The 21,398-nt window shown below is 68.1% G+C and carries 19 protein-coding genes; 11 read left to right on the top strand and 8 right to left on the bottom strand.

Annotated elements, in window-relative coordinates:
• Positions 1-103: 103 nt before the first annotated feature.
• From mtrA to hpf, 5 genes are all read left to right on the top strand, one after another.
• Positions 104-781 (top strand): MtrAB system response regulator MtrA, encoded by a 678-nt coding sequence (mtrA, locus tag ABD255_RS03265; protein WP_077013824.1) that lies wholly within the window; start codon positions 104-106, stop codon positions 779-781.
• Between the two features lie 200 nt (positions 782-981).
• The gene (gene mtrB, locus ABD255_RS03260) at positions 982-2,508 is read left to right on the top strand and encodes an MtrAB system histidine kinase MtrB (RefSeq protein ID WP_425554370.1); all 1,527 of its coding nucleotides are present in this window, start codon (positions 982-984) and stop codon (positions 2,506-2,508) included.
• Positions 2,508-4,289 (top strand): LpqB family beta-propeller domain-containing protein, encoded by a 1,782-nt coding sequence (locus ABD255_RS03255; protein WP_344209539.1) that lies wholly within the window; start codon positions 2,508-2,510, stop codon positions 4,287-4,289. The genes mtrB and ABD255_RS03255 overlap by 1 nt, the downstream gene beginning before the upstream one ends.
• Positions 4,289-4,981 carry a ComF family protein gene (locus tag ABD255_RS03250; protein WP_344209537.1) on the top strand — a complete coding sequence of 231 codons (693 nt, stop codon included), beginning with the start codon at positions 4,289-4,291 and terminating at the stop codon, positions 4,979-4,981. Before ABD255_RS03255 ends, ABD255_RS03250 begins: the two co-directional genes overlap by 1 nt.
• Before the next feature lie 215 nt (positions 4,982-5,196).
• The gene (gene hpf, locus ABD255_RS03245; RefSeq protein WP_344209535.1) at positions 5,197-5,823 is read left to right on the top strand and encodes a ribosome hibernation-promoting factor, HPF/YfiA family; all 627 of its coding nucleotides are present in this window, start codon (positions 5,197-5,199) and stop codon (positions 5,821-5,823) included.
• Between the two features lie 72 nt (positions 5,824-5,895).
• On the opposite strand, the gene ABD255_RS03240 is transcribed toward hpf, so the two are convergent.
• Positions 5,896-6,696, bottom strand: a complete 801-nt coding sequence (locus tag ABD255_RS03240) for a S1 family peptidase (RefSeq protein ID WP_344209533.1) — start codon at positions 6,694-6,696, stop codon at positions 5,896-5,898.
• Positions 6,697-6,858: 162 nt separating this feature from the next.
• On the opposite strand from ABD255_RS03240, the gene ABD255_RS03235 reads away from it, so the two are divergent.
• Together ABD255_RS03235 and secA are read left to right on the top strand one after the other, a co-directional pair.
• The gene (locus ABD255_RS03235) at positions 6,859-8,070 is read left to right on the top strand and encodes a winged helix-turn-helix domain-containing protein (RefSeq protein WP_344209531.1); all 1,212 of its coding nucleotides are present in this window, start codon (positions 6,859-6,861) and stop codon (positions 8,068-8,070) included.
• Between the two features lie 172 nt (positions 8,071-8,242).
• Entirely contained in the window at positions 8,243-11,167 is a 2,925-nt protein-coding gene (gene secA, locus ABD255_RS03230) for a preprotein translocase subunit SecA (RefSeq protein ID WP_344209529.1), read from the top strand.
• A gap of 53 nt (positions 11,168-11,220) precedes the next feature.
• On the opposite strand, the gene melA is transcribed toward secA, so the two are convergent.
• The 7 genes from melA to ABD255_RS03195 all read right to left on the bottom strand — a co-directional run bounded on the left by melA (position 11,221) and on the right by ABD255_RS03195 (position 17,275).
• Complete coding sequence (melA, locus tag ABD255_RS03225) at positions 11,221-12,519, bottom strand: alpha-glucosidase/alpha-galactosidase (RefSeq protein WP_344209527.1); 1,299 nt, start codon at positions 12,517-12,519, stop codon at positions 11,221-11,223.
• The gene (locus ABD255_RS03220) at positions 12,516-13,442 is read right to left on the bottom strand and encodes a carbohydrate kinase family protein (protein ID WP_344209525.1); all 927 of its coding nucleotides are present in this window, start codon (positions 13,440-13,442) and stop codon (positions 12,516-12,518) included. Before ABD255_RS03220 ends, melA begins: the two co-directional genes overlap by 4 nt.
• 5 nt (positions 13,443-13,447) lie before the next feature.
• A complete protein-coding gene (locus ABD255_RS03215) occupies positions 13,448-14,266 on the bottom strand; it encodes a carbohydrate ABC transporter permease (protein WP_344209523.1) in 819 nt (272 codons plus the stop codon).
• A complete protein-coding gene (locus tag ABD255_RS03210) occupies positions 14,263-15,090 on the bottom strand; it encodes a carbohydrate ABC transporter permease (protein ID WP_344209521.1) in 828 nt (275 codons plus the stop codon). The genes ABD255_RS03215 and ABD255_RS03210 overlap by 4 nt, the downstream gene beginning before the upstream one ends.
• Positions 15,091-15,152: 62 nt before the next feature.
• Positions 15,153-16,169 carry an extracellular solute-binding protein gene (locus ABD255_RS03205; protein ID WP_344210525.1) on the bottom strand — a complete coding sequence of 339 codons (1,017 nt, stop codon included), beginning with the start codon at positions 16,167-16,169 and terminating at the stop codon, positions 15,153-15,155.
• Between the two features lie 12 nt (positions 16,170-16,181).
• Positions 16,182-16,433: a twin-arginine translocation signal domain-containing protein gene (locus tag ABD255_RS03200; protein WP_344209519.1), complete on the bottom strand. Its 252-nt coding sequence runs from the start codon at positions 16,431-16,433 to the stop codon at positions 16,182-16,184.
• Between the two features lie 35 nt (positions 16,434-16,468).
• Positions 16,469-17,275, bottom strand: coding sequence for an endo alpha-1,4 polygalactosaminidase (locus ABD255_RS03195; protein WP_344209518.1), 807 nt, complete (start codon positions 17,273-17,275; stop codon positions 16,469-16,471).
• Between the two features lie 277 nt (positions 17,276-17,552).
• Between ABD255_RS03195 and ABD255_RS03190 the strand changes: the two genes are divergently transcribed.
• From ABD255_RS03190 to ABD255_RS03175, 4 genes are all read left to right on the top strand, one after another.
• Positions 17,553-18,593 (top strand): LacI family DNA-binding transcriptional regulator, encoded by a 1,041-nt coding sequence (locus ABD255_RS03190; protein ID WP_344209516.1) that lies wholly within the window; start codon positions 17,553-17,555, stop codon positions 18,591-18,593.
• Positions 18,590-19,882: an extracellular solute-binding protein gene (locus ABD255_RS03185; protein WP_344209514.1), complete on the top strand. Its 1,293-nt coding sequence runs from the start codon at positions 18,590-18,592 to the stop codon at positions 19,880-19,882. The genes ABD255_RS03190 and ABD255_RS03185 overlap by 4 nt, the downstream gene beginning before the upstream one ends.
• Positions 19,879-20,778 (top strand): carbohydrate ABC transporter permease, encoded by a 900-nt coding sequence (locus tag ABD255_RS03180; RefSeq protein WP_344209512.1) that lies wholly within the window; start codon positions 19,879-19,881, stop codon positions 20,776-20,778. Before ABD255_RS03185 ends, ABD255_RS03180 begins: the two co-directional genes overlap by 4 nt.
• Positions 20,778-21,398, top strand: a 621-nt coding sequence (locus ABD255_RS03175; protein ID WP_344209510.1) for a carbohydrate ABC transporter permease, incomplete at its 3' end; no start/stop codon positions are given. The genes ABD255_RS03180 and ABD255_RS03175, both read left to right, overlap by 1 nt.

The raw sequence follows: 21,398 nt of genomic DNA, 5'->3' as shown, positions 1-21,398 counted from the left end.
ACACTATCCGTAGTGCGTACGGTCAGCAGCCGTCGGCGCAGATGACTGTGTGCTTTCACTCGGGACCCGGCAAGGAGCAGGCGTGGCAGAAGGTAACCGGACGATGCGGGGCCGAGTCCTCATCGTCGACGACGACACGGCGCTCTCGGAGATGCTCAGCATCGTGCTGCGCAACGAGGGCTACGACACCTACCTGTGCGCGACCGGCGACAAGGCGGTGCCGGCCTTCCGCGAGTTCAAACCCGATCTGCTGCTGCTCGACCTGATGCTGCCCGGGATGGACGGGATCGACGTCTGCCGGGCGATCCGGGCCGAGTCCGGCGTGCCGATCGTGATGCTGACCGCCAAGAGCGACACGGTGGACGTCGTGCTGGGCCTGGAGTCCGGCGCCGACGACTACGTGGTGAAGCCGTTCAAGCCCAAGGAACTGGTGGCCCGGATCAGGGCCCGGCTGCGTCGGATGGACGAGCCCGGCCCGGAGTCGCTCACCATCGGCGACCTGACCATCGACGTGGCCGGCCACTCGGTCAAGCGCAGCGGCGAGACCATCCAGCTCACCCCGCTGGAGTTCGACCTGCTGGTCTGCCTGGCCTCCAAGCCCTGGCAGGTGTTCACCCGCGAGGTGCTGCTGGAGCAGGTCTGGGGCTACCGGCACGCGGCCGACACCCGGCTGGTCAACGTGCACGTGCAGCGGCTGCGCTCCAAGATCGAGAAGGACCCGGAGCACCCTGAGATCGTCGTGACGGTCCGGGGTGTGGGCTACAAGGCTGGTGCGGACTGATCGAGTACGGACGCGACGGCCAGTCGCAGGCGGAGAAACCGGAGGCCGAACCGGAAACCCGCGGAACCGAGATCGAGCTCACCGCCGCCGGGATCGACTGGCACGCCCAGCCGCAGCCCGTCTGGCGGACGCACCCGCGGCACTGGCCCGATGTCTGGCGACGCTCGATCCAGGCCCGGATCGTCACCGGCACCCTGCTGATGTCCACCGTCGTGCTGATCCTGGTCGGCTGGGTGATGTTGAGCCAGGTCACCGACGGCGTGCTGGAGTCCCGCCGCAGCAGTGCCCAGCAGGAGGCGCTGGCCCAGCTGACCTCGCTGTCCAGGTCGATCAACGCGGCCGACCCGGGCCTGATCAACAACAAGCTGTCGCAGCTGGTCCAGGGCTCCAACCGGCCCGGCCTGTACGAGGTCGTGCTGGTCCCGACCGACACCGCCGACTCGAACGCGATCCGCTACACCGGGCAGGTCGAGAGCGACTCGATCCCGCACGAATTGCAGTCGTCGGTCGCCAACGACGACTCCAAGCTGTTCGACACCTACACGACGATCAACTACCGCGGCGGCCGCAGTGAGCCCGGCCTGGCGATCGGCTCGCAACTGGTGCTCGACTCCAGCCCGCAGCGCTACGAGGTCTACTTCCTGTTCCCGCTGACGGCGCAGAAGGACACCCTCGACGTCGTCCAGCGGGCCCTGGTGACCGCGGGCCTGCTGCTGGTCGTGTTGCTCGGGGCGGTCGCCTGGCTGGTCACCCGGCAAGTGGTCACGCCGGTGCGGATGGCCCGCCGGATCGCGGAGCGGCTGGCGGCAGGGCGGTTGGAGGAGCGGATGCAGGTCCGCGGTACCGACGACCTGGCCCGGCTGGCGGTCTCCTTCAACAAGATGGCCAGCAACCTGCAGCAGCAGATCCGCCGGCTGGAGGAGCTGTCCCGGCTGCAACGCCGGTTCGTCTCCGACGTCTCCCACGAGCTGCGGACGCCGCTCACCACGGTCCGGATGGCCGCCGACCTGCTGCACGAGTCGCGCGACCGGTTCGACCCGATCACCCGCCGCTCGGTGGAACTGCTGCAGAACGAGCTCAACCGGTTCGAGGAACTGCTCGCCGACCTGCTGGAGATCAGCCGGTTCGACGCCGGCGCGGCCGCGCTCGACCTGGAGGACGTGGACCTGCGCGACATCGTCGCCCGGGTGCTGGAGAACCACGAGACCCTGCTGCACCACAAGGGCTGCGAGGTCACGCTGGACATGCCCGAGCCGTGCCGTGCGCAGGTCGACTCGCGCCGGATCGAGCGGATCCTCCGCAACCTGATCGGCAACGCGATCGAGCACAGCGAGGGCCGCCCGATCCGGATCAGCACCGCGTACGACGAGGACGCCGCCGCGGTGGCCGTCCGCGACCACGGCGTCGGATTCCGGGCCGAGGAGGCCGAGATGGTGTTCAGCCGGTTCTGGCGGGCCGACCCGGCCCGGGCCAGGACCACCGGTGGCACCGGGCTCGGCCTGTCCATCGCGCTGGAGGACGCCCGCCTGCACGGCGGCCGCCTGGACGCCTGGGGATCGCCGGGCGACGGCGCGTACTTCCGGCTGACCCTGCCGCGCCGCCCGGACGTGACCCTGACCGGCTCGCCGTTGCCGGCCCGCCCCACCGACGCCGCCCGCGTGGTGACCGAGATGTCCCTGGTCGACGTCGGCGCGCCGTACCAGAAGCTCACCGGTGGTGACGAGTGATGAGGACCAAGCTGCTCGCGTCCGTGCTGGCCACCGCCCTGCTGGCGGCGGGATGCGCCACGGTGCCGACCCAGGGACCGATCAGGAACAGCGGCCAGGACGGCCCGGCTCCGGCTCAGGACGGGATCGGGGTCGAGGCCCGGCCCCCGCGCCAGGGCGCCAAGCCTCTGCAGTTGGTGAACGGCTTCCTGGAGGCGATGTCGGACTCGGCCGCGTACGACGTGGCCCGGGAGTACCTGACGCCCGAGGCGGCCGCGAAGTGGGACGCCGAGTCCCAGATCTCGGTCTACGACCAGAACTCGCCCTCCACCGTCATCTCGCGAGGGCGCGACAAGGTCCAGCTGTCGGCTCCGCTGATCGGCACCATCGACCGGCGGGGGTCGTGGACCCCGGCGAAGAGGGACGCGAAGGTCGACTGGGTCTTCAGCCTGGTCCAGGTGGAAGAGCAGTGGCGGGTGACGAACCCGCCGCAGGGCGTCTACCTGGGCAGCAACCAACTGGAGCCGCGGCTGGCTCCGAAGGCGCTGTACTTCTTCAATCCCGGCAAGCAACTGCTCGTACCCGACCCGCTGTTCCTGCCGATCAACCTGACCCCCGGCCAGGCCGCGACCCAGCTCATCCAGGAGCTGCTCAAGGGCCCGACCAGCCGGCTGGGCAACGGCGTCGTCTCGGCGGCTCCGCCCGGCACCACGGTCAATGTGTCGGTCCCGGTCGACGACGGCGTGGCCACCGTGGCGCTGAGCGACACCGCCGGCTCCCTGGTGGAGAGCGACCGGCAGAAGCTCGCGGCCCAGATCGCCTGGACCCTGCGCTTCATCACCAACCGGGTCCGGATCACCGTCGGCGGCGCACCGCTGCTGCCGGACGAGCCCGACGAGCTGTCGCTGAGCGACTTCGGCCAGTACGACCCCTCCGTGCAGGACGGCCGGCTGAAGGACCTCTACGGCCTGCAGAAGGGCAAGATCCAGCGGATCCTCGGCCAGGACGGCGCCCAGGACATCGCCGTGAAGCCGATCAAGGAGAGCGCGCTGTACTCCGGGTACAACGCGTCGGCGTTCGCGGTGAACCTGCGCGGCGAGCAGGGCGCCGTGGTCACCACCACCCGCAACGGCTCCACGATCGTCGCCTCCGGTCTGCTGGACTCGGCCAACGGCGCCAACGACGAGGTGAAGACCATCCCCACCGCCGGCAAGGTGCTGCGGCCGACCTACGACCACGAGGACAACCTCTGGGTCCTGGACCGGGCCGACAGCGCCTCTCCCCGGCTGCGGGTCCGGGTCGCGGACGGCACGCTCGTCAGCGTCCGGGCGGCGTTCGGGAACAGGAGCCCGATCGCGTTCCGGATCGCGCCGGACGGCGTCCGGGCACTGCTGGTGCTGCGGGACAAGCGCAGCGGCGAGACCTCCGTCGAGACCGCCACGATCCAGACGAACGACGCCACGCAACTCCTGCTCACCCAGTTCCGGCCGCTCAACCTGGCGCTGGACGACATCACCGACGCGTCCTGGAACAGCCTGGGCATCCTGGTGGCCGGCAAGTCGGCGCCGGGCGAGAAGCCCCGTCCGTGGCAGGTGAACGTGGACGGTTCCCAACTCCGGCTGCTCCCCGGCGCGAGCAGTGAGTTCGAGACGGTCAAGATCGTCTCCAACACGAACCTCGACACGCTGCCCGTGGTCCAGGACGCCGACAAGAAGTTGCACTGGCAGAAGAAGGACCTGACCTGGGTCGACATGAGCGACGGCGCCCCGGCGCCCGCGATCGACGCGGTCTACCCGGGCTGATGCGCGCGTTCCGGGACGCGTTCGAGGATCTCGTGCTCGGGGGCAGGTGCGCGGGCTGCGAACGTCCCGGCGTGGCCGTCTGCGCCGGGTGCCGGACGCTCCTGAGCACCGCCACGCCGTTCCACGCGTGGCCCGACCCTGTCCCGGCCGGACTACCCAGACCTGCGGCAGCAGCGCAGTACGGCGGGGCGGTGCGGGGGCTGATCCTGGCCCACAAGGAGCACGCGCGGTACTCGCTGGCCGGCCCGCTCGGGGAGGCTCTGGCCGCGGCCGTCCGGCTCTCTCTCGAGCCAGGCCGGGCCGGGTGGCTCTGCCCGGTCCCGTCGCCGCGAGCCACCGTCCGGCAGCGCGGTCATGATCCACTCCGGCGGCTCACTGTGGCGGCCGCCCGGCGGTTGCGCCGGCAGGGATACGACGTCCGCCTGGCCGACGCGCTGGCCGTCGTACGGCGGCCAGCGGACCAGTCCGGGCTATCCGCTCAGGAGCGCGCGGCCAACCTGGCAGGCGCTTTCGAGGCTCGTTCGCGCTGGGCTGAAAGGCTGACGGATCAACCGGTCGTCCTCGTCGACGACGTGCTGACGACCGGTTCCACGCTCGCCGAGGCGGGCCGGGCACTGTCCGGCCGGGGTATTCCGGTGCTGGGCTGTGCGGTCGTCGCCGCGACGGCGAGACGCGCGGCGCCCGGTTCATGAGAACTTCCCTACCGGTTTTCGCCGAAGCCGACTAGCGTTGGCCTATGACACCCGCTTGGGCTTGTCGGACAGGGATGTGGACGAGAACCGGATCAGCCGGAATTCTCGCCACGGAGTCCGACGGGTCGCACGGCGGGTGTTGTCGTTTCGGGCAACCGTTCGAAGGTAACGGGGGTTCGAAGACGTAACAGAGTCGCCGATCGATGGAGGTTTCCGTGGACGTCGTTGTCAAGGGTCATCACTGCGAGGTCAGTGACCGCTTCCGGCAGTACGTCGAGGAAAAACTCGAGCGGATCGAGAAGGTCGATCACCGGGTACTGCGATGCGAGGTAGAAGTCAGCCAGGAGAAGAACCCGCGACAGCACGATCGGGCGATGCGCGTCGAGCTCACCATGTACACCAAGGGACCGGTGGTCCGGGCCGAGGCGTGCGGTGAGACCAAGCAAGCGGCTTTCGACGTGAGTCTCGACCGGCTGCGGGCCCAGGTCCGCAAGGCTGCCGACCGGCGCCGGGTCCACCGTGGCGAACACGCACCGGAAGGACTGCGGCACGTCGCCGCCAAGCAGTCGACCAACGGCAACGCACCTGTAGTGGAGGAATCGGACACCGAGGACGCGGTGCCCACCCAGAAGTTCGGCTCGCTGACGGTGACCGGTGACGGCCCGCTGGTGATGCGCGAGAAGACCCACACCGCCAAGCCGATGTCGCTCGACCAGGCGCTCTACGAGCTCGAACTGGTCGGCCACGACTTCTACCTGTTCGTCGACGCGGAAGAGAACCAGCCCAGCGTGGTGTACCGCCGCCGCGGCTACGACTATGGCGTCATCCGGCTGGCCGTCTGATCTCCGGGAGGAGCCAGTGAGAAGGGCCGGACACCCTCACGGTGTCCGCCCCTCTCCTTCCCCTCTGAAGGTCTAGCTGTCGATCTGGGCCTGCAGGTCGGAGGCGTAGGTGGCTACCTCGGCGTACACGCCGGGATTGCCGGCCTCAGCACAGCCGATGCCCCAGGAGACGACACCGAACAGGCGGCCGTTCAGGACGAGCGGGCCGCCGGAGTCACCCTGGCAGGAGTCCTTGCCGCCCTCCTCGTAGCCGGCGCAGATCTCACCCGCGCCGGTGTAGTTCTGGCTGGCGTACGCCTTCTCGCAGTACGCGTCGCCCAGGACGGGCACGGCCACCTTCTGGAAGGTGTCGGCGGGACCGGTGTTCTTGGTGGAGCCCCAGCCGTAGACGACCGAGGCGGCACCGGCCGCGTCGGCCGCAGTACTGGTCTCGAGCGCCAGCGCCGGCACGCCTTCGAACGGGGTGGCCAGGGTCATCACCGCGACGTCGTGCCCGGGCTCCGACCCGTACTTCGGGTCCGCCCAGATGCTGGTGATCGCAGACGTCTTGCCGCCGGTGTCGGACAGCTTGTCGCGGCCCTGGACCGCGGTGTACGTACTGGCGGCCTCCGTCGCGCAGTGAGCCGCGGTGACGATCTTGTTCGCCGCGACGAGGGTGGCGCCGCAGTACTGGCCGCTGGGGACGGGGGAACCGCTGTTGTTGAGTGCGATCGCCCACGGCGCGTCCGCGGTGTGCGCGATCTCGCCGCCGACGATCCGGTTGAGCGGGCCTCCCGGCGCCGGGGCGGCACTGGCTGACACGGCACCTATGGACGCTGCGACCAGTACGCCGGCCGCAAGGGTGGCGCGGACCAGCTGAAGTCTTCCTGACATGCCTCACACTCCAGGGTGATAGGGGCCGCGCGGGCGTCGCGGCCTACCCCGCAGGCTCTCCCGATTACCCCGGGTAGCGCACCTCTCACTTGCGGTAACTCAGGAGTTATGACTCCCGGAGGATCGCCGGGACTGTCGGTGGCGGCAGGCAGACTTCGTCACGTGATCACGGAGGTGTTGTCGACGGCTCAGGCCAGGCGGATCGCGCTGGCCGCTCAGGGATTCACCGATCCGCGGCCGAAGGGGGTGCCCGACGCGCGGGCGCTGAGCCGGGTGCTCGGGCGGATCGGGCTGATCCAGATCGACTCGGTGAACGTGCTCAGCCGAGCGCAGTACTTGCCCTTGTACTCCCGGCTCGGGCCGTATCCGCGCGATCTGCTCGACCGGGCGTCGGGCAAGTCGCCCCGGCGCCTGGTGGAGTACTGGGCGCACGAGGCGTCGCTGATCCCGGTCGAGACGCACCCGCTGATGCGCTGGCGGATGGCCCGGGCGACCACCGAGGCGTGGGGCGGGCCGCGCGCGATCGCGGTGCAGCGGCCGGATCTGGTCAAGCAGGTGCTGGCCGACGTCCGCGACCACGGGCCGCTGACCGCGCGGGAGATCGACGACGACGTGGAGCGCGACCGGGACAACTGGGGCTGGAACTGGTCCGACGTGAAACGCGCGCTGGAGTTCCTGTTCTTCGCCGGCGAGATCACCGTCGCCCGGCGGAACCAGCAGTTCGAGCGGCTGTACGACGTACCGGAGCGGGTGCTGCCCAGCGCAGTACTGGCGACTCCCACGCCGACCCCGGAGGAGGCGCACCGCGGGCTCGTCTCGATCGCCGCGAGGGCGCACGGAGTGTCGACAGCCCAGTGCCTCAAGGACTACTTCCGTACTGCGCCCGCTCCGACCGCGCAGGCGATCCGCGAACTGGTCGAGGACGGGGAGCTCCTGCCGGTCACCATCCAGGGCTGGAAGCGCCAGGCGTACCTGCACCGCGACGCCAAGCTGCCGCGCCGGGTGAACACCCGGGCCCTGGTCAGCCCGTTCGACTCGCTTGTCTTCGAGCGGACCCGGACCGAGGTGCTGTTCGACTTCCGCTACCGGATCGAGATCTACGTTCCGGCCGAGAAGCGTGTCCACGGGTACTACGTGCTCCCGTTCCTGCTCGGGGACCGCCTGGTCGGCCGCGTCGACCTGAAGGCGGACCGGACGTCCGGAGTGCTGCTGGTCCAGTCGGCGCACGCCGAGCCCAAGGCGCCGCTGGAGACCCCCGAGGAGTTGGCCGCGGAGTTGGTCCAGCTCGCGGGCTGGCTGGGCCTCGACCAGGTTCGGGTCGTCGGTGGCGGTGACCTCGCGCCTGCGCTGAGTGACGCCCTGCGCGGCTTCTGAGGAACTTTCCGGGTCGCCCAGTCGTGATCCGGGCGGTGGATTGACGCGCCCCGCCCAGTACCATGGGTGGCGCCCGCCAGGCGGGCAGGCCGTGCTGTGTCCGTCCCCGGGTACGCACGGTCAGGCACCCGCCGCACTGAAGGCTGCACAGTCAAGGAGTGGACCCCCCACGATGAAGGCGTTCGACAAGTTACTGCGGATCGGCGAGGGCAAGATCGTCCGCCGGCTCGAGGGCATCGCGAAGTTGGTCAACTCGATCGAGGACGACTTCGTGGACATGACCGACGAGGAGCTGCGCGGCCAGACGGCCGAGTTCAAGCAGCGGGTCGAGAACGGGGAGTCCCTGGACGCGCTGCTGCCGGAGGCCTTCGCGGTGGTCCGGGAGGCGGCCAAGCGAACGCTGCACCAGCGCCACTACGACGTCCAGATCATGGGTGGCGCGGCGCTGCACCTGGGCAACATCGCCGAGATGAAGACCGGTGAGGGCAAGACCCTGGTCGGCACCCTCCCGACGTACCTGAACGCGCTGTCCGGCCAGGGCGTGCACGTGGTCACGGTGAACGACTACCTGGCCAGGTTCCAGGCGGAGTGGATGGGCCGGGTGTACCACTTCCTCGGCCTTGACTACGGCGTGATCCTGCCGGAGATGTCGCCGGCCGAGCGCCGGGTGGCCTACTCCAAGGACATCACCTACGGCACCAACAACGAGTTCGGCTTCGACTACCTGCGCGACAACATGGCGAACGACATCGCCGACCTGGTGCAGCGCGAGCACAACTTCGCGATCGTGGACGAGGTCGACTCGATCCTGATCGACGAGGCCCGGACCCCGCTGATCATCTCCGGCCCGGCCGAGGACTCGCAGCGCTGGTACGTCGAGATGGCGAACCTGGCCGGCCAGCTGAAGCCGCGGTTCGCCGACGACAAGATCGCCGAGGACCAGCGCCCGGTCGCCGACTACGAGGTGGACGAGAAGAAGCGCACCGTCGCGATCCTCGAGCGCGGGATCGAGAAGGTGGAGGACCGGCTCGGCATCGACAACCTGTACGAGTCGGCCAACACGCCGCTGATCAGCTACCTGAACAACGCGCTGAAGGCCAAGGACCTGTTCCGCAAGGACAAGGACTACGTGGTCGTCGACGGCGAGGTGCTGATCGTCGACGAGCACACCGGCCGGACGCTGCACGGCCGCCGCTACAACGAGGGTCTGCACCAGGCGATCGAGGCCAAGGAGAAGGTCGAGATCAAGGAGGAGTACCAGACCCTCGCGACCATCACCCTGCAGAACTACTTCCGGCTCTACAACAAGCTGGCCGGCATGACCGGTACGGCGATGACGGAGGCGGCCGAGTTCTCCAAGATCTACGGCCTGGGCGTCGTCCCGATCCCGACCAACAAGCCGATGGTTCGCGCCGACCAGCGCGACCTGATCTACCGCACCGAGGAAGCCAAGTTCGACGCGGTCGTCGAGGACATCGCCAAGCGGCACGAGAGCGGCCAGCCGATCCTGGTCGGCACCACCAGCGTCGAGAAGTCCGAGCGGCTCTCGGCCCAGCTGCGCAAGCGCAACATCGCGCACGAGGTGCTGAACGCGAAGCAGCACGCGCGGGAGGCCGCGATCGTCGCCGAGGCCGGCCGCAAGCACGCGGTCACGGTGGCCACCAACATGGCCGGCCGTGGTACCGACATCATCCTGGGCGGCAACCCCGAGCACCTGGCCGACAAGGACCTGCGTGCCCGCGGGATCGACCCGGTGGAGGCCGCCGAGCAGTACGAGGCGGAGTACCCGAAGGTGCTGGAGCAGTTCGAGCAGCAGGTGAAGGACGAGCAGGTCGAGGTCCGCGACGCCGGCGGTCTGTACGTGCTCGGCACCGAGCGGCACGAGTCCCGCCGGATCGACAACCAGCTGCGCGGCCGGTCGGGGCGTCAGGGCGACCCGGGCGAGTCCCGGTTCTACCTGTCGCTCGAGGACGACCTGATGCGGCTGTTCAAGCGCGAGATGGTCGACTGGGCGATGTCGCGCAACGAGGACGACACGGTGCCGCTGGAGAACAAGGTCGTCACCAAGGCGATCGCGTCGGCGCAGTCCCAGGTCGAGGCGCAGAACTTCGAGACCCGGAAGAACATCCTCAAGTACGACGACGTGATGAACCGGCAGCGGCACGTCGTGTACGACGAGCGCCGCCGGGTGCTCGAGGGCGCGGACCTGCGCGAACAGGTGCAGGACATGCTCGACGAGACCATCACCGGCTATGTGCAGGGAGCGACCGCCGAAGGGTTCGCCGAGGACTGGGACCTGGACCAGCTGTTCACCGCGCTGCGGACGCTGTACCAGACCGAGCTGACCGAGGAGGCGCTGGTCGAGGAGGCCGGCGGCGACCGCTCCGGGCTCACCCAGGACTTCCTGATCGAGCGCCTGATCACCGACGCCCGCGAGGCGTACGCGCGCCGCGAGGAGATGCTCAGCACCGAGGCGATGCGGGAGCTGGAGCGCCGGGTTGTGCTCAGCGTGCTGGACCGCAAGTGGCGCGAGCACCTGTACGAGATGGACTACCTGCGGGAGGGCATCGGCCTGCGCGCGATGGCACAGCGCGACCCGCTGGTCGAGTACCAGCGCGAGGGCTACGACATGTTCGCCGCCATGATGGAGTCCATCAAGGAGGAGTCGGTCGCCTTCATCTTCAACGTCGAGGTCGACGTCGAGGCGATGCGGGCCGACCTGGCCGCACAGGCGGACCTGGCCGAGCTCGAGGAGACCGAGGCCGAGGACATCCTGGTGCCGGGTCAGCCGGTGGCGGAGTTCCCGGGCCGCTCGGCCGACTCCGACGACGAGGACCGGCCGCAGGACACGCCGCGTCCACAGGACCGGCCGAAGCTGCGGGCCAAGGGCCTGGACAAGGAGAACCGCCCGCAGAAGTTGTCGTACTCCGCGCCGACCATCGACGGCGACGACGAGGTCTCGGTCCACACCGACGCGGTCGAGGGCGGCGCCCTCGAGTACGCCGGTACGCCGCGCAACGCGGTCTGCCCGTGCGGCTCCGGCAAGAAGTACAAGCGCTGCCACGGCGACCCGCAGTCGGACGTCTACAAGAACTGAGCACTACGCGAGAGGGCCGCTCCGGGATCACCCCGGGGCGGCCCTCCGCCTTTCTAGGACAGTGCCACCCGGAGCGGAGGCGCCAGGTAGTTGCTGTGCGCAAGCACTAGCTCGTTGCACAGGTCCCAGATCTGCTCGACCGGAAGCGCCGCGGCGGTGGCCGGGTCGACCATCAGCGCCTGGCGGATGGAGCGAGGATCCTCGGCCAACATTGCCTGGAGGACCAGCGAGTTGACGTTGGTGTAGGAGCTGTTCAAGGCCGCACACTGGGCCGGCAGGGCACCGACGGCGGTCGGCTGAACGCCCAGATCGTCAACCAGGCAAGGAACTTCCACGACCGCACCCACGGGCAGATTGGTGATCAGCCCGTGGTTCGCCACATTGCCGTAGACGGTCCGCGGTGTGCCGGTGACGATGCTGTGGATGATCTGCGGCGCATACTCCATCGTCCCCTCGACCGGCAGCGGGTCACCGGCCTTCAAGGCGTCGCGGGTCTGCTCATAGAGACCGACGTTCTCCGCCACGATCCGCAGGTAGTCGCCCACCGGCAACCGCAGTCGCTCGACCTCCGACGCGTGGTGGAGATACCACGGCACGTACTCCGACGAGTGCTCGCTCGTCTCCGTCGGGTAGTACCCGAGCCGCCGGTACATGTCGACCCGCACGCGCCGCCGCAGTTCCGGATCACCCGAGATCACCTCCTCCAGCACCGGGTAGAGGTCCCGCCCGCGGTGTTCGAATCGCAGTACCCAGGCCTGGTGGTTCACCCCGGCGGCCAGATACGACACCTCGCCGTACGGTACGCCGACCAGGTCGGCCAGGTCGTTCATCGTCCAGTAGACCGAGTGGCACAGTCCCACCACGTTCCGGACCCCCAGCGCGGACAGGTATCCCACGTTCATCGCCATCGGATTCGTGTAGTTCAGAAGCCATGCGTCCGGGCAGACCTCGGCGATGTCCGCGGCCAACCCCTGCAGCACCGGGAAGGTCCGCAGCGCCCGGAACACGCCGCCGACGCCGAGCGTGTCGCCGATGGTCTGCCGGATCCCGTACCGGGCCGGGATCTCGAAGTCGATCCTGGTCGCGTCGCCCATCCCGACCTGGATCATGTTGATCACGAAGTCGCACCCATCGAGCGCGGCCCGGCGGTCGAGATGCGCGGTGATCCGCGGCGACGCTCCGCGTTCCGAGGCGATCGCGGCCGCCGCGCCGGTCGCAGTACCGAGTCGCTCCGGATCGATGTCGTGCAAGGCGATGTGCAGCGTGCCGAGGTCGCTGAAGCCGAACAGATCGGCGAGCAGCCCTTGGGTGAAGACCACGCTGCCCGCGCCGATGAAGGCGATCTTGGTCATCCGGCACTCTCCAGAGCCAGACCCCAGGACGCCTGTGCCGCGGTACCGCCGGCGGCCAGCGTGGACAGCGATCCACAGACAGCAGCGATCGCCAACGCCCGCTCACGCCCATAGCCATTCAGTACTGCGGCCACATACCCCGCGTCGAAGCTGTCTCCAGCCCCCACGGTGTCGACAGGCTCGACCACCAGTGCGGCCGCATTCACCGCCGTCGACCCGTCATGCGCCAAGGCCCCGGCAGCGCCGTCCTTCACCACCACCAGCGGCCCACGCCGGGCCAGAATCCCAGCAGCGTCCGCCAGTACGGGATGACCCGTCAGCGCATGCGCCTCAGCCGCATTGGGCAGCAGGATGTCCGTCACCCGAAGCACGGGATCCAGCACCACCCGATCCCACCTACCCGAAGGGTCGTCGTTCGTATCGAGCGACGTAGTCGCCTTGTTGATCTTGGCCTCCTTGAAGAGCGCGGCAAGCCCTGCAGCCAGCTCAGGCATCAAATAGAAGGAGGCGGCATGCACATGCCGCACAGACCTCAGCAGCTCAGCCGGTACGTCGTGCGCGGTGGTGGCCGGCAGACAGCCGGGTGCCGTCAGGATCGCTCGATCACTGCCAGAGGTCAGCACAGTCGTCAGGGGAGTAGGCAGCTCCTGATCCGTCACCAGCCCGCGTACGTCGACGCCACGCTCCACCAGAGCCGCCCGAACGAACTCCCCGGCATGGTCGTCGCCAACGCGCCCAGCGAACGCCACGCTCAGTCCGAGCCGAGCAGCTCCGCAGGCCATGATCGCGGCCGATCCACCCAGCACGAGCGAGCCCGACTCGACCAGCCGCTCGTGCTGCCCGAACGGCAACGGTTGTGGAACAGGCCCGATCACTACATCGGGATTGGCGTCTCCGATGACGAGCAGGTCGAAAGTAGTCATATGTGTCAGCCCTTGAGTCCAGTAGAAGCCAGCGAGCGGATGAAGGCCTTCTGAGCGAGCAGGAACCCCAGGAGCACCGGCAGCACGGTGATGACGTTGCCCGCCATCACCGCGGACCACTGGGTGTGATGCTGGCCCTGGAAGGTCGTCAGGCCGAGCTGGAGCGTGTAGTTGGTGTCATGGTTGATCGCGATCAGCGGCCAGGTCAGGTCGTTCCAGGTACTCAGGAACGTCAGTACTGCGACCGTGCTGAGCGCAGGCTTCGCCAGCGGCAGTACGACGGACACGAGGATCCGCAGCCGCCCGCATCCGTCCAGCCAGGCTGCTTCCTCGAGTTCGCGCGGCAGGGACACGAAGAACTGGCGAAACAGGAACACGGAGAACGGTGTCACCAGCGACGGGATGATCAGCGCCCCGAGCGTGTCGATCAACCCGAGCTGCTTCATCACCAGGAAGGTCGGGATCATCGTCAGCTGGAACGGGATCACCATCGTCGCCAGCATCAGACCGAGCAGCAGCCTCGACCCGGCGAACCGCATCCGCGCGAAGGCGTAGCCGCCGAGCGACCCGAGCGCCAGGTTGGCCGTCACCGCGACCGCCGAGACGATCAGCGAGTTGAGGAACCAGCGCGGGAACAGGGCGTTCCCGAGCACGAACCGGTAGCCGTCGAGCTTGATGCCGTCCGGGATCAGCGCCGGCGGGAACCGGTTGATCTCGGCGTTGCTCATCACCGAACTGACCAGCAACCAGATCAGCGGCAGCGCGAACAGCGCCGTGAGCGGTGCCAGCACCAGATGCCACGGGCTGAAGGGGAGTCGTCTCATGCGGCCGCCTTTCCGGTCCGGCAACGCTGGTACAGCTGCAGCGTCACCCCGATCACCAGCAACGCGGCCGCCAACGCATAGGCGGCGGCAGCGCTGTACCCCGCGGTGAACGACTTGAACGCCTTCTCCCAGATGAAGTAAACGATCACCGTCGTCGACCCGAGCGGTCCTCCCTTGGTAGTGACGAAGACCAGGTCGAACACCTGCAGTGCGTTGATCGTCTGGAAGAGCACCAGGAAGATCGTCACCGGTGTCAGCGTCGGGAGCACGACGTGCCGCAGTACCGAGGTCCGCCCGGCGCCGTCGATCCGCGCGGCCTCGACCAGTTCGGCCGGGACGCCTTGCAGAGCGGCCAGATAGACGATCACGCAGAAACCGGTCCCACTCCACAACGAGATCGCCACCAGGAGATAGAGGGCCTGCGAAGGATCGCCGAAGAAACCCTGGGCGGGCAGCCCGAGCTGGTGCAGTACCGAGTTCGCCGCGCCGAACTCCGGGTCGAGCACGAAGGAGAACAGCACCCCCTGCGCGGCCGCCGACACCACGAACGGCACGAACACCAGCGTCCGGTAGACGCTGATGAACCGGATCGGCCGGTCCAGCATCAGCGCGAACGCCAGCCCTCCCGCGACGCTGAGAGGCACATACAGCGCGGCGTAGATCAGCGTGTGCTCGACGGCCGAACCGAAGGCCGGATCAGCGGACAGCGCGCGATAGTTGTCCAGCCCCACCCACGTGCTCGGGGAGACCAGGTCGTTGGCCTGGAAGGACAACAGCAACGACCACAGGACCGGCACGACACTCAGGCCGAGGATGATCAGCACCGAGGGACTGACGAAAGCCCACGCAGTAAGCCCTTCACCCCGAGTACGCCGCCGCGACGCCATCAGCTGGGCACAGCCAGGATGGCGTTGGACTGCTCGACGCACTGCCTGAGCGCGTCACCGGGGGACTTCTTGCCGAGCAGTACGGCGACGATCGCCTCCCCGAGCTGCTGGGAGATCTTCGGGTACGCCGTGATCGTCGGCCGGACCCGGGCGGTTTCCAACGCATCCACGAAGACCTGCAGGCCCGCAGTGCCGGTGGCGTGCTTCTTCCATTCAGGCAGTGCCGCTGTGGTCGTACTGAGCGGCAGGCTGCCGCCTTCGATGTCCCAGCGGACGTCCTGCTGAGGCTGCGAGAGCCAGCTGACGAACTCGGTGGCGGCCTTCACCCGCGCCTTGCCGTTCTCGAAGACGGTCCACGTGTCGGGGCCGGAGATCGTTCCGCCCTTGCCCGAGTAGGACGGGAGCGGGACGACGCCGTAGTCGAGCCCTTTGTCGATGACGTCCGGAAGCTGCCAGGGGCCGGTGGCAACCATCCCCATCCGGCCGCCGAGGAAGACCTGGTAGAGCTGCTCGCCGCCTGGCTTCGGGTCGACGTAGAGGGACTTGTCGGTGCGGAGCCGGTCGAGGGTCTCGAGAGCCTGCTCGCCGACCTTGTCGAAGGCCACCGTCTTGCCGTCCTCGCTGACCACGTCGCCGCCGAGGTCCCAGATCATCGGCCAGAGCCGCCAGACCGTGTCCTCGTCACCGACTCCGGGCCAGCCGGTGCCGAAGACACCCTTGGCCGGGTTGGTCAGCTTCTGGGCCGTGGTGACGTATTCGTCCCACGTCCAACCCGCCTTCGGCTCGGGCAGACCGGCCGCGGCGAACAGTTTCTTGTTGTAGACAACGCAGAGCGAGTCCAGCAGGGCAGGCGCGGCTCGGACCTTCCCGTTGACGGTCACCGCGTCGCGGGCGGCCGGCCAGTAGTCCTTCAGGTCCATGGACGAGGACAGGTCGGCCACCTGCGGGCTGCGGGTCATGCTGGCGAGGTCCGACCCGAAGATGTACGCGACATCCGGGAAGGACCCCGCAGCCAGGCCCGCGGTGACCTACTGCAGCATGCTGTCCGCCGTCACTCCACCACCGCCACCGACGACCTTGATCAGCGGATGGGTGTCGTTGAACTGCTTGATCAAGGCATCGATCGCCGCCTTGCCGGTATCCGTCTGCCCGTGCCAGAGGTCGACGGTGACGACGCCACCGGCTTCCTCGTCGCCGGACTTTCCACAGCCGCCGAGGGTGCCGGCGGCGGCCAGGACTGCTGCTGCGCGAAGGAGGTCGCGACGGGATGGTGAAGACATGGCATACCCCTAAAGCCGAGGGTGAGAAGGGTGGATCAGCAGGTCTTGCGTACGTAGCCGCTGCTGCCCGGAGTGGAGACGTCCACATCCCGGCGGACGATGCTGAGCCGATCGCCGTAACCAGCACAGGCGGTGCTCAGCCCCTCGTCGGTGTACTCGATCACGAGCACGTTGTCGCCGAAGGCGTCGACGTACTGACCGCATTCGTCGTACTCGCCGCACTGTTCGGCGACGGCGAAGTCGAGACCGATCGCCTCGCGGTCACCGGCCAGTTCGACGGTGTTCTTCTGCCCGATCGCGAGTCCCCGCTGATGGGCGTGCTCCGCGAGCAGCGTGAGGAACGCCTTGGCGTCGGCGGTGGTCAGCAGATCCTTGGAACGGCTGAAGCTGTCGTAGTTGTCCGGCTCGATCGCCTGGTAGCCGGAGTCCGCGCAGCCGTCGATCCAGCCGTTCACCGTGGCGGCGACGCGTTCGGCCTTGCCCGGACGGATGTCGAGCAGGGGTTCGCCCCAGTCCTCGTCGATCACCAGGTTGCCTTGGGCGTCGCGGAGCAGGAGATCCGGATCCCACTCGTCCTGCTCACCAGGCTGCACCTGGAAGGCGTTGACGTAGCAGATGTTGTAGAGCCCAGCCGCGGGCGGCGCCGTACGGTCCCGGCTGACGACCTGTACGCCGTCCGGCGGGGTGTAGGGGCCGTCGAGCTGGTAGTCGAAGCCGGCGTGGACCGGCGGCAGCGTGACGGCTGCCTCGGCGGGGTTGTGGTTGACCACCGCGAGCACAGCGGCGGCGGTTGCCGCGACAGCGGCGACCAGGAGGGGGCGGGTGGAGAAGACTTTGGACACGATTGGCTCCATCGGTCCCGGGGACGCCTACCCCGCCTCGGGCTGTCGCCCTGGCGCCTGAAGACCGGACTCGGAACGAGGTCACTACCGGCTGGGTGCGTCGCTGCCCCAGTGAAGCGCCGCCGTCCACCTCCCGTCAAGCAAATCTGCAAACGAGTGCGCGGAATCGCCTCATCGGCGCGTTACTGCGCAGGGAGAGCTGAGGTCTTGACGGCGAGGGTTTGGACCGGTTTAGTAGCTGGCTAAACCGGTTTAAACCCTCAGATCAAGGACCTCGATGAGCAAAGAACGGCCGACGATCGCGGATGTGGCGACCCGGGCAGGCGTGTCCAAGGGTGCTGTCTCGTTCGCGTTGAACGGGCGTCCCGGACTGGCCCAGACGACCGTCGACCGGATCCTGGCGGCTGCCGACGACCTCGGCTGGCGGCCGAGCAACCGGGCCCGCTCGCTGTCGGTCTCCAAGGCCTTCGCGCTCGGGCTCGTCATCACCAGGGACCCCGAGGTGCTGTCCTCGGACCCGTTCTTCCCGGCTTTCATCGCCGGCGTCGAGAGCGTGCTCGCACACCGCGGCCAGGCGCTGGTCCTGCAGGTGGTCACCGCCGGCAAGGACGAGGCGGCCGGCTATCGCCGGCTGGCCCAGGACGGCCGCGTGGACGGCGTCTTCCTGTCCGACCTGCGGCACGAGGACCCCCGGATCGAGCTGCTCACCTCGCTGGGCCTGCCCGCGGTGACCCTCAACCGGCCGGAGGGATCGTCGCCGTTCCCCGCGGTCTGTCTCGACGACCGGCCGGGCACGATCGCCGTCGTCGAGCACCTGCTCGAGCTCGGCCACCGCCGGATCGCGCACGTGGCTGGTCCGCCGGCCTTCGTCCACGCGACGGCCCGTTCCGCCGCCTTCGTCTCCGCCCTCGCGGCCGCCGGCCTGGAGCCGGTCGCGGTCGAGTCCAGCGACTTCACCGCGGCGGGCGGGATCGAGGCGACCCGGCGGCTGCTGGCGCTGCCCGAGCGCCCGACCGCGATCGTCTACGCCAACGACCGGATGGCCATCGCCGGTCTCGGTGCCGCCCAGCAGGCCGGCCTCACCGTGCCCGACGACCTCAGCATCGCCGGCTTCGACGACAGCGAGCTCGCCGAGTTCGTCCATCCCGGCCTGACCACCGTGCGGGCCGATCCCTACCGCTTCGGCGAGGCCGCCGCGGAAACCCTGAACCAACTCATCGACGGCGACGGTGACGTCGACGTCCCCGATGTCGAGTTGCCGCCCGCTCGTCTGATCATCCGGCGGTCCACCGCCACCCCTTTGTTGGAGGAGACATGAAACGCAAGGTAATGGCCACCCTGTTGGCCTTCGGCCTGGCCGGTACTGCGACCGCCTGCGGCGACAGCGGTGACGGCGGCAGCTCGGACGCCGCCGCCCAGGCCAAGGGCGAGATCACCATCTGGATGTCGAACAACAAGGAGGAAGTGGCCTGGGGCAAGCAGATGGTCGCGGCCTGGAACGCGGCGCATGCGGATCAGAAGGTGACCGCGCAGGAGATCCCGACCGGTAAGAGCTCCGAAGAGGTGATCGGCGCGGCGATCACCGCGGGTAATGCGCCGTGTCTGATCTTCAACACCTCGCCGGCGTCGGTGTCGCAGTTTCAGAAGCAGGGTGGCCTGGTGGCGCTCGACGGTTTCGGGGACGGTAAGTCGTACGTCGAGGAGCGCAGCGGGAAGGTCGCGGAGCAGTACAGGTCGACCGACGGTAAGTATTACCAGATGCCGTGGAAGGCCAATCCGGTGATGATCTTCTACAACAAGACGGCCTTCGCCAAGGCGGGGATCGACGCGGCGAAGCCGCCGTTGGCGACGTATGAGGAGTTCTTGGCGGCGTCGCGCAAGCTGGTCGCGTCCAAGGCCGCGAAGTTCGCGATCTACCCGGCGCCGAGCAACGAGTTCTACCAGTCGTGGTTCGATTTCTATCCGTTGTTCGCGGCCGAGACCGGTGGTAAGCAGTTGGTCGAGGACGGCAAGTCCCAGTTCACCTCCGAGGAGGGCAAGAAGGTCGCCGGGTTCTGGCGCACGATGTACGCCGAGAAGCTGGCGTCGCAGGAGAAGTACACGGGTGACTCGTTCGTCGACGGCACCGCCGCGATGGCGATCGTCGGCCCCTGGGCGATCGCGACGTACAAGGGCAAGGTCGAGTGGGGCGCCGTACCGGTGCCGACCTCGGCCGGTAAGCCCGCGGCGGAGACCTACACCTTCAGTGACGCGAAGAACGTCGCGATGTACTCGGCGTGCAAGAACCGCGGAACCGCGTGGGACGTGCTCAAGTTCGCGACCAGCAAGGAGCAGGACGGCAAGTTGCTGGAGGCCACCGGTCAGATGCCGCTGCGGAACGACGTGGCCGGCAGCTACCCGGAGTACTTCGCCAAGAACACCGACTACCAGCAGTTCGCCGACCAGGCCGCACGCACCGTCGAGGTGCCGAACGTGCCGAACTCGATCACCATCTGGCAGACCTTCCGTGACGCGTACTCCAAGTCCGTGATCTTCGGCCAGGAAGACCCGGGCGCAGCCCTCGACGGAGCCGCCCAGAAGGTCGATCAGCTCGCTGCGCAGTCATGAGCCAGCGCCGAGGGGTGCTGGGCGCGGTACTGGGTAAACAGCCGATCGGTACCGCGTTCGTCACCCCGTACGTGGTGTTCCTGGCGGCGATCTTCGCCTACCCGTTGGGGTTCGCGGTCTACATGTCGTTCCACGACTATTTCTTCACCGCGCCCGGTGCGGTGGTGGAGCGGCCGTTCGTCGGCTTGGAGAACTATGCCGCGGTCCTGTCCGATCCGGCGGTGCGCCGGTCGTTCGTGAACGTGGGCATCTTCTTGCTGATCAATGTGCCATTGACGGTGGTGTTGTCGCTGCTGCTGGCGTACGCGTTGAACAGCGCGATCAGGTGGCGGACGTTCTTCCGGGTCAGCTACTACGTGCCGTATGTCGCGGCGAGCGTCGCTGTGGTCGGGGTCTGGTTGTTCTTGTTCAACTCGAACGGGCTGGTCAACACCGTGCTCGGCCCGCTCGCCCCGGATCCGTCCTGGCTGGTCAATTCGAATCTCGCGATGCCGACGGTGGCGATCTATGTGACCTGGAAACAGTTGGGCTTCTTCATCCTGCTCTACCTGGCGGCGTTGCAGAACGTGTCGAAGGATCTCTACGAGGCGGCCGCGATGGATGGCGCCGGGCGGGTGAAGTCGTTCTGGAACGTCACCGTGCCCGGCGTCCGCCCGGCCACCACGCTGGTGGTGCTGCTGGCGACGGTGACGGGGGCGAACCTGTTCACCGAGCCGTATCTGCTCACCGGTGGCGGCGGCCCTGACGGGGCCTCTGCGTCGCCGGTGCTGATCATGTACCAGCGCGGCATCGAGCAGGGCAACCCGGACATCGGCTCGGCGATCGGTGTCCTGCTGGTGATCGGTGTGCTGCTGCTCGCACTCATCGAACGCCGGTTCGTGGGGAGGGAGGACTAATGAGGATTCCGTGGCGGTTCCTGGCTCTGCTCGTCGGCGCGTTCCTCTTCCTGTTCCCCTTCTATTACATGCTGATCGGTTCGCTGCAGGCCGAGCCGGACCCGACGGTCAAGGGCGCCTTTCCGTCACCGGGCAACCTGACACTGGAGAACTACTCGGAGATCGACGAGGCCATCAGCCTGGGCAAGTCCTTGCTGAACTCGGGGATCTTCACGGGCGGGGTCATCCTCGGCACGATGGTCTTCGGTGTCCTGACCGGCTACGCCTTGGCCCGGTTGCAGTTCCGGGGCCGGGGTTCGGTGTTCAACCTGATGCTGCTGGTCCAGGTGGTCCCGTTCCAGTTGCTGACCATCCCGCTGTACGTGATGGTCGTGCGCAGCTACGGGCTGGCCGACTCCTACCTCGGCATGATCGCGCCGTTCGCGATCAACTCGACAGCGGTCTTCATCTTCCGCCAGTACTTCCTGCAACTACCCCAGGAATTGTTCGACGCCGCCCGGATCGACGGCGCGGACGAGTTGAACACGCTGTGGCGGATCGCGATCCCGCTGGTGCGGCCGGCCTTGCTGACCGGGGTCCTGGTGACCTTCATCGGGCCGTGGAACGAGTTCCTCTGGCCG

It is taken from the genome of Kribbella sancticallisti (assembly GCF_039530625.1).
GTDB classification, from domain to species: Bacteria; Actinomycetota; Actinomycetes; order Propionibacteriales; family Kribbellaceae; genus Kribbella; species Kribbella sancticallisti.
The sequence above is the reverse complement of the archived record's forward strand: the minus strand, read 5'-3'. Positions and strand labels throughout refer to the sequence as shown.